The sequence below is a fragment of the Alloalcanivorax sp. C16-2 genome (assembly GCF_046507615.1).
GTDB classification, from domain to species: domain Bacteria; phylum Pseudomonadota; class Gammaproteobacteria; order Pseudomonadales; family Alcanivoracaceae; genus Alloalcanivorax; species Alloalcanivorax marinus_A.
In genome coordinates, this window is record NZ_JBKFTL010000001.1 from 1,819,107 (window position 1) to 1,831,227 (window position 12,121).

Here is a 12,121-nt window from a genome sequence, read left to right on the forward strand (position 1 = left end):
CGGGAACCGGTAATCACCCGGTGTTATTATGTTTCCTTCCATCGAGCCGGTTTCGGGGTGGGGCAGGGAGAGTGAGTATGTGGAGGCTTCTGGCGGTGCTGTTAATGGGCGCCGCCACCATGGGCGCCGGGGCGGCGCCCTTGACGTTCGAGCAGGCCTGGGGCCGTCTGCTCGCCGAGGACGACAACCTGGCCGCCGGTGCCGCCGCCGAGGACAGCGCCCGGGCCCTGGCCGATTCCGCCCGCGCCCTGTTGCTGCCCCAGGTGGAATTGCTGGGCACCTATACCCGCCTGGACCGGCGACCGGAACTCAATGTGCTGGATCTGGAGCCGCTGGACAGCCTCGCCGGCACCAGTGCCGGCCAGTTGCTGGTGCAGTTGCTGGGCGGCCCGGATGTGTTCAGCACGCCGCTCACCGACGATCGCGACATCGCCCGTTCCTCGCTGCTGGCGTTCTGGCCGCTGTACACCGGCGGGCGCGTGCACGGCCAGCGCCGTCTGCTGGAGCTGGGCCGCGACGAAGCCGGCGCCCTGCGCGAGGAGCTGCGGCGCGCCCGCTTCCTGGAGCTGGTCGGCGCCTATTTCGGGCTGGTCACCGCCGAGCACCTGGTGGCCACCCGCCAGGCCGCCGCCGACACCCTGGCCGGCCACCTGGAGGCCGCCCGCCGGCTCGAGGAGCATGCCCAGATCGCCCGTGTCGAGCGCCTGGCCGCCCAGGCCGCCTACGACCAGGCGCGCATCGATCTGGCCTCGGCCCGGGAAAAACGGGACATCACCCGCCTGGCCCTGACCCGTCTGGTGCACGCGCAAACGCCGGTGACTCCCGCCTCGCCACTGTTCGTCCACCCACTGCCCGAGGACGACGCGCTCGAGCAACGCCTGGAGGATCACCCCGGCCTCAGGCTGCTGGCCCTCAAGGAGCAGGGCGCCCGCGCCCGGGGCGACATGGCCCGGGGACTGTTCCACCCCAACCTGTTTCTGTACGGCAGCTACAACCTGCACGAGGACGATGCCCTGATCAGTGAGCTGACCCCGGACTGGATGGTGGGCGTGGGTGTGCGTTTCGCCTTGCTCGACCGGGCCGGGCGTGGCGGCAAGGTGCGCGCCGCCGAGGCCGCCGTGGAGCGGGTACGGCGGTTGCGCGCCGGCGCCCGCCGGGAGCTGGCGGTGATGCTGGAAAGCCAGTACCGGGAGGCACGCCGTGCCCTGAACGAATACCGCACCCTGGCCAGCCAGATCGAGCTGGGCGAGGAAAATCTGCACCTGCGCCAGCGCGCCTTCGAGGAAGGGCTGGGCCGTTCGCTGGACGTGGTGGACGCGCAAACGGCGCTGTCCGCGGCGCGCACCCACCGCCAGGCGGCGGCGTTCCGCTATGTGGTGGCGCTGGCCCGGGTGATGGCGCTCACCGGCCAGGTGCGGCGCTTTATCGACTATCAGGAACAAGGGGAACAGACACCATGAAAGCGCGCGCCGTTTTGATCGCCCTGGTGGCCGTGGTGGCGGTGGCGCTGCTGGCGACCGCCTTCTGGAACGCTTATCGCCCGCGCACGCCGCTGCTGCAGGGCCAGGTGGAAGCCCGCCAGTACCTGGTCTCCTCCAAGGTGCCCGGGCGCCTGGCCGAAACCCTGGTGCGCAAGGGCGACCGGGTGGCGAAGGGCGACCCGGTGTTCACCATCGACAGCCCGGAATTGGAGCAGAAACTGGCCCAGGTGGACGCCCTGGACCGCATATCCTCCGCCCTGATCAGCGCCGTGGAAGGCGGCACCCGGGAAGAGAAGATCCAGGCCGCGCGCAGCGAATTCGAGAAGGCCAAGGTGGCCGAACAGCTCGCCGAGACCACCTACCGGCGCGTGCGCGCCCTGGCCGACGAGGGCGTGGTAGCGCGTCAGAAGCTCGACGAAGCCTATACCGCCTGGCAGGTGGCGGTGAAAACCCGGGTCACCGCCGGCCAGGTGCTGAAGCTGGCGGAGGCGGGGCCGCGCTCCGAGGCCCGCGACGCCAGCACCGCCACCGGCGATGTCACCGCCAGCCTGCGCCAGGAAGTCCAGGAACTGCTCGACGACGCCCGCGTCACCGCTCCCCATGCCGGCGAAGTGGACGACGTTGCCCTGCAACCCGGCGAACTGGTGCCCCAGGGCTTCCCGGTGGTGACCCTCACCGATCTGGACGACGCCTGGGCGGTGTTCAACGTGCGTGAGGATCACCTGGCCCGGTTCCAGCCCGGGGAGGTGTTCACCCTCTCGATACCGGCTCTGGACCGGGAGGCGGAATTTCAGGTTTCCCATCTGGCCGCCCGGGGTGATTACGCCACCTGGCGGGCCACCGGCGCCGGCCAGGACTACGACCTGCGCACCTTCGAGGTGGAGTTGCGTCCCAGGACCCCGGTGGATGGCCTGCGCCCCGGCATGAGCGTGCTGCTGGAGGCGGAGCCCTGAGATGGCGCTGCCCGATGGCGGCCAGGCGCTGCGCGAGGACCCCTGGCTGCGCCTGCTGAGCCTGTGGCTGCCGCCCCTGGCGACGCTGCTGTTCCTGGCGATCTTCGCCCAGGGCGCGCCCCGGGATCTGCCCCTGGCGGTGGTCAACCTGGACCCGGGCGGCGCCTCCCGGGCGCTGATCCGCGCCCTGGACGCCAGCCCCGGGCTGGCGGTGCACCGGGAATACCGCTCCCTGGCGGGCGCCCGCGTCGCCCTGCGCCGGGGCGAGGTGCTCGCCACCCTGGTGATTCCCGAGGACTTCGCCGGCCATCTGCGCCAGGGGCGCAGCCCCCGGCTGGCGGCCTTTGAGAACACCCAGTACCTGCTGGCCGGCAAGTTCATCGGCTCCGCCCTGGTGGACGCGGTGGGCGACTACGGCGCCCGGGCCGGGGCCGCCTTGCGCCTCGCCCACGGCGACCCGGCACCGCGTGTGGCCCTGGCGGTGAAGGCGGTGCGCCCCCAGGTGGTGTCGTTGTTCAACCCGGCCATGAGCTACGCCCGTTTCCTGGTCACCGCCATCGCCCCCGCCATGTGGCAGGTGCTGCTGGTGGTGGCCACCGTGCTGGCGGTGTTCTGGCGGCTGCGGCGGGCGCCGTTGCCGGCCGGCAACGGTGCCCGGCTGAAGGCGATGACCTCGACCCTGGCGCCGCTGGGCCTGGTGTTCTGGCTGCAGGGGCTGCTGATGCTGGCCCTGTTCGCCGTGTTTCTGGAGTGGCAGCCGGCCGGCGGCTGGGGCTGGCTGCTGCTGGGCCTGGCGCTCACCGTGCTCGCCGTGCAGGCGATGGCGGTGCTGATCGTGGCACTGATGCCCGAGCCCCTGCATGCGCTCAGTGCCTGCGCCGCCTACCTGGCGCCGGCGTTCGCCTTCATGGGTATTACCTTCCCGCGCGCCGACATGAACACCCTGGCCTGGTGGTGGGGCGCGCTGATGCCCTCCACCCACTACATGGAACTGCAAGTGGCGGTGGCCGACCACGCCGCGCCCTTCGCCACCCTGTGGCCGCCACTGGTGGCGTTGCTGCTGTTCCTGGCGCCGTTGCCGCTCAGTGTCCGGGCCCTGCCCGGGGGCGGTGCCTCATGAGCCGGCTGGCGCGGGCCTGGGGCCAGGAGTGGCGCTATCTGTACCGCGACTCCGCGGTGATGATGGTGCTGCTCGGCGGGGTGTTGTTCTATGCCTTTCTGTACCCGCTTCCATACCGCCACAACGTGCCCGGCGAGCAACCGGTGGTGGTGGTCAACCGGGATCATTCCGCCCTGGCGCGGGAGCTGACGCGGCGGGTGGAAGCCACCCCGGAGGTGCGGGTGGTGGCCCGGCTCGATGACGAGGACCAGGCCCGGGAATGGATCGCCGAGGGCCGCGCCCACGGCCTGCTGGTGATCCCGGCCCATTTTCAGCGCGACCTGATGCTGGGCCGGCCCACCACGCTCAGCTACGCCGGCGACGCCAGCTACTTCCTGATCTACAGCCGGGTGGTGGAAGGGCTGCTCACCGCCGGCACCACCCTGAGCCTGGAAACCCAGGCCCGCCGCGCCCTGATGCAGGGCCGCGAGATGACGCGCATCCCCGGCGAACTGCAGCCGGTACGGCTGGTACGCGAAGGTGCCTTCAATCCGCTGGAGGGCTATATCGATTACGTGGTGCCGGCGGTGTTCGTGCTGATCCTGCACCAGACCCTGCTGATCGCCGCCGGCTGCCTCACCGCCCGCGACCGCTGGCGGCGCGGGCAGGGCGAGGCCGCCGTGCCGCTGCGCCTGGCGCTGCCGCTGCGCTTGCTCAACTTCGTGGCCATCTACCTGCTGTTCGCGATGCTCTATTTCGGCGTCTTTTTCCAGTACTACCAGGTGCCGCGCCACGCCGATCCCATCGCGCTGCTGGCCCTGGCCACCCTGTTCCTGACCGCCACCGGCCTGTGCGCCCTGGCCTTGGGTTACGCGGTGAACCGCCTCGAAGGGCCCACCCTGGTGGTGCTGGTCTCGTCCCTGCCGATCGTGTTCTGCGCCGGCTTCGTGTGGCCTTCGCAAAGCCTGCCCACGGCGCTGCGCTGGCTGGCGGACCTGGTCCCGGCTACCCCGGGCATCCAGGCCTTCCTCAAGCTCAACCAGATGGGCGCCGCCCCCCATGAACTGGCGCCGGAGCTCACGCTGATGCTGGCCCAATGCCTCGGCTACGGCCTCCTGCTGCTACTCCTCGCCCGCCACCGCCGCCCCCCACAACCGCTCTGGGTACCGCTTCAGTCGCGATCCCCCCCAACCAACTAGCGGGCGAACCACTGTTGACGTTCACCTCGAAGCGTCTTGGTGTGGCCCCCTTTTCGGGACCCTGTCAAACAGGATGTTTGACCGGGAGCCCCCATGGACGGGTTCACGGCGTTCCCGAAAAGGGGGCCACACCAAGACGCGGCCCGGCTGGAGAACCCAGCCTTCGTACCGAACCCCAAATCAGGCCCGCAACCGCCCCATCCGCAGCCGCCGCCAGCCCACCACGCCGGCCACCTTCAGCAACGAACTGAGCCCACCGGCATCCGCCATCGGCGCCTTGCCCCGCGCGATGCGCGCCAACTGCAGCGTATACCAGGACACCTCCATCATCGCCGCGTTGTCCACCGCGCGAATCCCGGTACGGATCGGCGCCACCGCGCTGGTCACCGCCTCACCTTCCAGCAGCCGCCGGCTGAACGCCGGGTCCACCACCAGCGGCCGCGCCAGGCCGATCAGATCCGTGGCGCCGTCCGCCAGTGCCGCCGCCATGCCGTCCCGGGAGCGGAAACCGCCGGTCACCATCAACGGCACCGCCACCCGCCGGCGTACCTGCTCCGCGTACTCCAGGAAATACGCCTCGCGCCGGCGCGTGGATTCGCGCACCCCGGCTCCGGCCATGCGCGGCGCCTCATAGGTGCCGCCGGAAATCTCAATCAAATCCATGCCCCGGGCGGCCAAGGCCTCCACCACCGCCAGGGATTCCTCCTCGCCGAAGCCGCCTTTCTGGAAATCGGCGGAATTGAGCTTGATCGACACCGGATAATCGTCGCCCACCCGGGCACGGATCTCGTCGTACACTTCCAGCACGAAGCGCATGCGCTTGTCCGGGCTGCCGCCGTACTCGTCCTCGCGCCGGTTGTGACGTGGCGACAGGAACTGGCTCACCAGATAGCCGTGGGCACCGTGGATCTGCACGCCATCGAAACCCGCTTCCTTCATGATCGCGGCGGTCTCGCCGAAGCGGCGCACGATGTCCTGGATCTCCGCCACGCTGAGCGCCTTGGGGGTGTGGAAGAAGCGTTTCAGGCCCGGGTCCTCGAAGGGCAGGGCGGAGGGCGACACCGAGCGCCGGTTGAGCGCCGCCGGTGCTTGCTTGCCCGGATGGTTGAGTTGCACCCAGATGGCGGCGCCGGTTTCCTGGCCGGCGCGGGCCCAGTCGCGCAGACGCGGCAGGTCGCGGCGGTCCTCCACCACCACGTTGCAGGGCTCGCCCAGGGCATGGCGGTCGATCATCACATTGCCGGTGATCAGCAGGCCGGTGCCACCCCGCGCCCAGGTCCGGTACAGGCGTGGCAGGCGGGGCGTGACCCGGTTGCCCGGCGTGCCAAGGGTCTCGCTCATGGCCGACTTGGCCAGGCGGTTCTTAAGAACGGCCCCGCAGGGCAGGGTCAGGGGTTGTTCCAGGGTGACGGTCATGGCGGTCCTCGCACTCGATGAACTGGCCCGCGCAGTGTGCCCCGGAATGCCGGGTCCTTGCGGGCCAATCAGCGGCGTTTGCGGGCCACCAGGGTGGCCCGGCGAGGCGCCGGGTGGCCCTCCCGGGTGCGTGACGGATGGTCCGGGTCGAGGAAGTCCGGCAGCGATTGAAAGCGCATCCAGTCGGTGGCGCGCTGCTCGTCGGTGGTGGTGACGGTTTCGTCCACGCAGCGTACCTCCTCGAAGCCACTGCGCCGCAGCCAGATCGCCAGGTGGGCGCTGCTGGGCAGGAAGAACACATTGCGCATCGCCGCGTAACGGCCCTCGGGCATCAGCACGGTGTGTTCGCCACCTTCCACCACCAGGGTCTCCAGTACCAGCTCGCCGCCCGGGCGCAGGGCGCCGGCCAGTTCCAGCAGGTGGTCCAGGGGCGAGCGGCGGTGGTAGAGCACGCCCATCGAGAACACGGTGTCGAAGGCGGCGCTGGCGGGCAGCTCTTCCATGCGCAGCGGCGCGAACCAGAACGGCGCCCGCGGCGCGTAACGCCTCACCGCCAGATACTGCATCAGGAACAGGATGGTGGGGTCGATGCCGAGCACGAAGTCGGCGCCGGCGCCCACCATGCGCCAGCCGTGGTAGCCGCTGCCGCAACCCACGTCCAGCACCCGGCGACCGCGCAGGTCGGACAGGTGCGGCGCCACCCGTTGCCACTTCCAGTCGGAGCGCCATTCGGTGTCCACGGTTTGGCCGAAGAACTCGAACGGGCCCTTGCGCCAGGGGATCAGCCCTTGCAGGGCGGTCACCAGGGCATCGCGATCCACCGCCGCGCCCGGCGCACCCAGGGTGACGGTGTCCCGGTCCAGGTCATGGGGCGCGGGGCCCGGTGGCAGGGCGGCCACGGCATCGCGCCAGCGGGGCAGGTCGCCGTGGGGCTTGTCGATCAGACGCTGGCGGCTCAGCGCCAGCACCGGGTCGGCGCCGTTGCCGAGCACCGGGGGCAGGGCCGTGGCCAGTTCATCCAGATAGGTTTCCAGCATGGCGCGGATTATCCCGGTGGGGTGTGGTTGCCGCAATGGGGGGATGGCGCTAGCCGGGGCGCGGAGCGATGTGGCCCCCTTTCCGGGAACGCCGTGAACCCGTCCCTGGGGGCTCCCGGTTTGACATCCTGTCAAACAGGGTCCCGGAAAGGGGGCCACATCGCTCCGCTCGGCAGTGATCCTCACCGTCATTGTTCTTCGTGGTGGTGCGGGCCTAGGAGGGGGTGGCACCGGGGATCAGGGACGCTTCCAGCAGGTGGTCGATGAGGCGCATGCGGGTGGGTTCGTCCAGGCGCCGCAGGGCCGGCGACAGCTCGCGCACCAGGATGCCTTCATCATGGCGGCTCAGTTTCTCCACCAACTCGTGGAGCTCGCCGGACGCCGCCGCCGGCTCGGTGCCCGCCGTCGCCGCGAAACGCTCCAGGGCGGCGCGGGCCCGGCGCGACAGAATCGGCTCACCGCCGTCCTCCTCGGCGGCCAGCAGACAAAGGGTGTCCATCAGCAGTTCGCGGACCGGTTCGCGGCTTTCTTCTTCCTGGTCGCTCTCGGACACATGCACCGCCATGCAGGGATGAAGCCGCAGCGCCCGCTCATCCAGTGTGAAGCGGGTGCGCTCGAACCAGCCGCGCAGGCGCTGGCCCAGGCACACCGCCCCCTCCACCCGGGTGCCAGGCAGGCACAGCACCAGATAGCCCCGCTGCCAGGCCACCAGGCCGTCCTCGGCGCGGATGCGCCGCTCCACCGCCTGGGCGAGCTGGCGTTGTAGCTGGCGCAGCCGCTCGCCGCCCAGTTGGCGGCCAATGGCCGGCAGTTCCTTGAATTGAATGGCCAATAAGGACAACGGCAAACGGTGCCGTTGGCACAATGAGAAAAGCTGCGCCAGCGGGGCAAGACCTTGGCTGTGGGTGCGTGAAGCGTCCGTCCCGGAAGTCATTCTGTGATCCCGTGTTGAAGTTATTATCTGCTCCTGCGTTACACGGGCTTTCCTTAGCAATACGGCAGCGGGGTTGCCGCTTTTCACATAGTAAGTGTTTCGCTAAGCAATACTTCCGGTTCGTACCAACGGTTACAGGAAATCCGGTTTTGGTTACGAACCCGTTATCCGGGACCGTTCTGTATGACCACGATTTTGCTCACCGCCGTGATTTCTTCCGCCATTACGTTGTTCGTGGTGGCGCTGTGGGGCCACTTCTATTTACAGCCGCGTTTGAAGAGTGGCCTGAAACGGGAACTGGACGAGGAAGCGCGCAAGGCGGCGGATCTGATCGCGGCGAGCGTGGAGGAGGCGGTGAAGCGGGGCATCAACGAGGGCGTGCGCAATCTGCCCACCCGGGAGATGCTGGAAGAGACCAGCCGCAGCCTGGCGCGTTCCAGCACCGAGTTGGTGGGCGAGCGCCTCAGCAAGTTCTTCGGCAAGAAATAGCCGCTTCGGCGGCACTCCGCTTCAGTCGCGATCAGCGCTCCCGGTGCATCAGCCGCCCGATGATCAGGGCCAGGCCGAAGCTGATCATCGCCAATGACACATAGTCGTGGGCGAAGGCGCGCCAGGTGTCCTGCCACTGGCCCAGGGCGCGCAGCAGCGCCACCAGCATCAGGCCCAGGCCGGCCACCAGGAACGCCAGATCGAGCCGGCGCGCGTGGCGGATTTCCCGGCGCAGGCCGCGCACCTCCTCGATCAGATCTTCCTGCAGCAGTTGCTGGCGGGCCATCTGCGCCGCCAGGTCCCCGAGGTGATCGGGCAGCCCGGCCAGCTTCTCCAGCCACACCGGATCTTCCCGGCGCAGCACCGCGAGCAGTTCCTTGAGGCGCACATGGTCGTCCAGCCAGTTGCGGGCCAGCGGCCACAGGCTGAATTCGCTGATCATGCTTTGCAGGCGTTCCAGGGTGTCCGGCGGGCCGGTGATGCGCAGGCGTTCCTCGGCGTCACCGCTGTTGGGGGCCAGCAGCCAGTGCAGCATGGCGCCCAGGGGCCCGCGCACGCGCACGTCCACCGGGCCCTCGTATTCGTCGTGCAGCTCCACGCCGTCTTCATAGATCAGCATATAGAGCACCCACATGGGGTTCTCGCCGCGTACCCGCACGGCGGTGCCGTGCAACGCCGCCAGTTGCTCGCGCCCGCGCGGGTCGCCGGTAAGCGCCTGGTTGAGCAGGGTTTCCAGGGCGCCGTACATAAGCAGCCCGGGCAGGGTGGACGGCGTGGTCATGGAATACGAAATCCTTCTGTTCTGGCGTGCGAATACTGGCTGGAAGTATGGGGCAAGCGGGGGCGGTTGCCAAAAATTACGCGCCGACGCTGAGTGGACGACCGCCAGTGTCCCTATACTAGGAAGCGGATTATTACCATAACATTGGCTTTCGTGACCGGCGCGCGCGCCCCGAGGGAGCTGTTCTCGGCGGGACCGGGCGGCTAGGCTTGTGGCTCCTCGGTGTTTGGAAGATGCCGAAGGCTCGCCGCGTCCACCCTGGGAGGGGGTTGTTGCCCGACATGCTGGATTCGTTGTTTTCCCATCCGGATTTCTGGAAGTACTTCAGCCTGCCGTTTATCGCCGGCGCCGTGGGTTGGGCCACCAACTGGATGGCCGTGCAGATGACCTTCTATCCGTTGGAATTCATCGGTATCCGCCCGTTCCTGGGCTGGCAGGGCATCATTCCGTCCAAGGTCGAGAAGATGGCCGCCATCGTGGTGGACAAGACCCTGCAGAAACTGGGCAGCCTGGACGAGTTTTTCCGTGAGATGGAGCCGGAAAAAATCGCCGCCCACCTCACCAAGAGCATCCAGGCCCGCATCGAGGAATACGTCGACGAGGTAATGACCGAACGCAACGCGGTGCTCTGGGAGAACCTGCCCCTGGCGGTGCGCAAGCGGGTCTACGCCCGGGCCCGCCGCGCCATTCCGGCGGTGATGGACAACGTGGTCGATGACATCAGCCGCAACCTGGAAAACCTGGTGGACATGAAGCACATGATCGTCGAGCGCATGCGCTCGGACAAAGCGCTCATGGTGCAGATGTTCAAGGAAGTGGGGGAGCCGGAATTCCGCTTCGTCACCAACTCCGGTTTCTATTTCGGTTTTCTGTTCGGCCTGGTGCAGGTGCCGGTGTTCATTCTCATGCCCGCCAACTGGGTGCTGCCGGTGTTCGGTTTCATTGTCGGCATCGCCACCAACTGGCTGGCGTTGAACGTGATCTTCCGGCCCCTCAATCCGGTGCGGGTGGGGCCGTTCCGGCTTCAGGGGCTGTTTCTCAAGCGTCAGAAGGATGTGGCCGAGTCGTTCGCCCGGCTCACCACCGAGGAACTGGTGACGTTGCGCAACATTATGTACCAGGTGATCAACGGCCCCCGTGGCGATCGCACCAAGGCGTTGATCAAGCGCCACCTCAAGCCGCTGCTCAATGGCGGCTTCGTGCGCACCGCCGCCCAGCTTACCGTGGGCCCCGGTGGCTACGCCGACCTCAAGCGCGCGGTGGAGGACAAGGCCGTGGACCTGGCGGTGGAGCCGTTCGAGGACGACCGCTTCAACCGCGAGCGCAGCAGCATCATCGAGCGTCTCATGCGCGAGCGCATGCAGGGGCTCAGCTCCGAGGAATTCCAGGACCTGCTGCGCCCGGCGTTCCAGGAAGACGAGTGGATTCTGATCCTGGTGGGCGGTTTCCTGGGCGCCATGGCCGGGCTGGCGCAACTGATCTTCGTGTTCGGGCTGGCGTGACCATGAATACCGTGACCCTCTCATCCTACGATCTGGCGCTGCTGCTCACCGGCTGTGCATTGCTGTCCGCCCTGATCACCCTGGTGGTGGTAGGGCTGGTGGTGAAATTCTGGCTCGGGCCACGCCTTGAACGGCATATCGACGCCCGTTTCGAGGCCGGCGCCGACCGCCTCACCGAGCGCTTCGTGGCGGTGCTTACCGGCAAATCCCGGGATTTGATCCGCGATCGCGCCCGGGATCTGGCCCGCTTCGTGGGCGGACGCCGGCCCCGCGAGGAAGGCGAGGACCGGGAATAGCTTGTCGGACAAGCCATTGGCCGGGCCTGTCATTTTTGGCCTATACTCCCGCGCTGCCAGCGTTTGACCGAGAGTGAGGCCCATGTCCGATCGCGACGAACACCAGGATTCCCAGCCGCGGGATGAGCGCGGCCACCCCCTGCGGGCGCTGTCCGGCGCTTCCCGCGACCTGCGCAAGTACACCCACCAGATCTGGCTGGCCGGCCTGGGCGCCTACGCCCGCGCCGAGGAAGAGGGCAGTGGTTTCTTCGATGCCCTGGTGGAAGCCGGGCGCGAGGTGGAGCGTCGCGCCAAGGAAAAGACTCCGCGGGTGGAAGACATAAAGGAACGGGTGCGCCATCACACCGGCGAAACCATCGATCGCATGGAGAAGGCCTTCGACGATCGCCTGGGCAAGGCTCTGTCCCGGCTCGGCATTCCCAACAAGCGGGAAGTGGATGCCCTGCGCCAGCGCGTCCAGGAGCTCACCGACGCCCTGGAGCATATGGAACACGATGACGACGACACCCCGCCGGAGCAGGGCGGCCCGCGCTGATTCGCCCCACGGCGGGGCAGGCGCCCCGCCAAAACCGGTTATGCGCCGGTTCCCACCAGATTGCCCACAGAATTATCCACAGGATGGCCCCGGTTCGCGCCAAAGCGGGGCACCCGCGCCCGTGCTTCACTCACCGCCGGCACCGTGGCGGTGCTTTTCGTGTGTCCATTCGCGTGACGTCATTTCACTATTGACAAGATCGTGAAACCCGGAAACTGTGCACAGCTTCGTCGGGATTGGGAAAGAAGGTAACAGGGCACCCCGCAACATGGGAAATAGGCTTTATATAAAACATAAGTCATTGTTTTTATTGTTTTTTCTTATTTTGGTCAAAAAAACGTCAAAGAGAGGAAAGGGCCTTTTTTACGCTGTTGGGGCCACTTTTCCGCGTTTTCTTCA

General features: G+C 67.8%; 12 protein-coding genes. 8 read left to right on the forward strand and 4 right to left on the reverse strand.

From position 1 onward, the window contains the following. The first annotated feature begins 77 nt into the window (after positions 1-77). From ACLD02_RS08430 to ACLD02_RS08445, 4 genes are read left to right on the forward strand one after another with little or no spacing between them, the layout of a single operon-like run. The gene (locus ACLD02_RS08430) at positions 78-1,460 is read left to right on the forward strand and encodes a TolC family protein (protein ID WP_410298436.1); all 1,383 of its coding nucleotides are present in this window, start codon (positions 78-80) and stop codon (positions 1,458-1,460) included. After that, positions 1,457-2,434 (forward strand): HlyD family secretion protein, encoded by a 978-nt coding sequence (locus ACLD02_RS08435; RefSeq protein ID WP_203100744.1) that lies wholly within the window; start codon positions 1,457-1,459, stop codon positions 2,432-2,434. Before ACLD02_RS08430 ends, ACLD02_RS08435 begins: the two co-directional genes overlap by 4 nt. A gap of 1 nt (position 2,435) precedes the next feature. Then, positions 2,436-3,554: an ABC transporter permease gene (locus tag ACLD02_RS08440; protein ID WP_410298437.1), complete on the forward strand. Its 1,119-nt coding sequence runs from the start codon at positions 2,436-2,438 to the stop codon at positions 3,552-3,554. Then, positions 3,551-4,732: an ABC transporter permease gene (locus tag ACLD02_RS08445; protein ID WP_410298438.1), complete on the forward strand. Its 1,182-nt coding sequence runs from the start codon at positions 3,551-3,553 to the stop codon at positions 4,730-4,732. Before ACLD02_RS08440 ends, ACLD02_RS08445 begins: the two co-directional genes overlap by 4 nt. Positions 4,733-4,912: 180 nt before the next feature. On the opposite strand, the gene ACLD02_RS08450 is transcribed toward ACLD02_RS08445, so the two are convergent. The 3 genes from ACLD02_RS08450 to ACLD02_RS08460 all read right to left on the reverse strand — a co-directional run bounded on the left by ACLD02_RS08450 (position 4,913) and on the right by ACLD02_RS08460 (position 8,119). After that, the gene (locus tag ACLD02_RS08450; protein ID WP_203100747.1) at positions 4,913-6,148 is read right to left on the reverse strand and encodes an NADH:flavin oxidoreductase/NADH oxidase family protein; all 1,236 of its coding nucleotides are present in this window, start codon (positions 6,146-6,148) and stop codon (positions 4,913-4,915) included. A 68-nt stretch (positions 6,149-6,216) separates the two neighbouring features. Beyond that, the gene (gene cmoB / locus ACLD02_RS08455) at positions 6,217-7,185 is read right to left on the reverse strand and encodes a tRNA 5-methoxyuridine(34)/uridine 5-oxyacetic acid(34) synthase CmoB (protein WP_410298439.1); all 969 of its coding nucleotides are present in this window, start codon (positions 7,183-7,185) and stop codon (positions 6,217-6,219) included. 214 nt (positions 7,186-7,399) lie between these two features. Then, positions 7,400-8,119, reverse strand: coding sequence for a hypothetical protein (locus ACLD02_RS08460; protein WP_410298440.1), 720 nt, complete (start codon positions 8,117-8,119; stop codon positions 7,400-7,402). A 183-nt stretch (positions 8,120-8,302) separates the two neighbouring features. Here ACLD02_RS08460 and ACLD02_RS08465 point away from each other — a divergent pair, with 183 nt between their 5' ends. Further along, positions 8,303-8,608 carry a hypothetical protein gene (locus ACLD02_RS08465; protein WP_410298441.1) on the forward strand — a complete coding sequence of 102 codons (306 nt, stop codon included), beginning with the start codon at positions 8,303-8,305 and terminating at the stop codon, positions 8,606-8,608. Between the two features lie 31 nt (positions 8,609-8,639). On the opposite strand, the gene ACLD02_RS08470 is transcribed toward ACLD02_RS08465, so the two are convergent. Continuing rightward, positions 8,640-9,389 (reverse strand): SCP2 sterol-binding domain-containing protein, encoded by a 750-nt coding sequence (locus tag ACLD02_RS08470; protein WP_203100755.1) that lies wholly within the window; start codon positions 9,387-9,389, stop codon positions 8,640-8,642. Positions 9,390-9,670: 281 nt separating this feature from the next. Here ACLD02_RS08470 and ACLD02_RS08475 point away from each other — a divergent pair, with 281 nt between their 5' ends. The 3 genes from ACLD02_RS08475 to ACLD02_RS08485 all read left to right on the forward strand — a co-directional run bounded on the left by ACLD02_RS08475 (position 9,671) and on the right by ACLD02_RS08485 (position 11,722). Beyond that, the gene (locus ACLD02_RS08475) at positions 9,671-10,891 is read left to right on the forward strand and encodes a DUF445 domain-containing protein (RefSeq protein WP_203101401.1); all 1,221 of its coding nucleotides are present in this window, start codon (positions 9,671-9,673) and stop codon (positions 10,889-10,891) included. 2 nt (positions 10,892-10,893) lie between these two features. Next, entirely contained in the window at positions 10,894-11,187 is a 294-nt protein-coding gene (locus ACLD02_RS08480; RefSeq protein WP_238400806.1) for a hypothetical protein, read from the forward strand. Positions 11,188-11,269: 82 nt separating this feature from the next. Then, entirely contained in the window at positions 11,270-11,722 is a 453-nt protein-coding gene (locus ACLD02_RS08485) for a phasin family protein (protein WP_203100757.1), read from the forward strand. Positions 11,723-12,121: the final 399 nt, after the last annotated feature.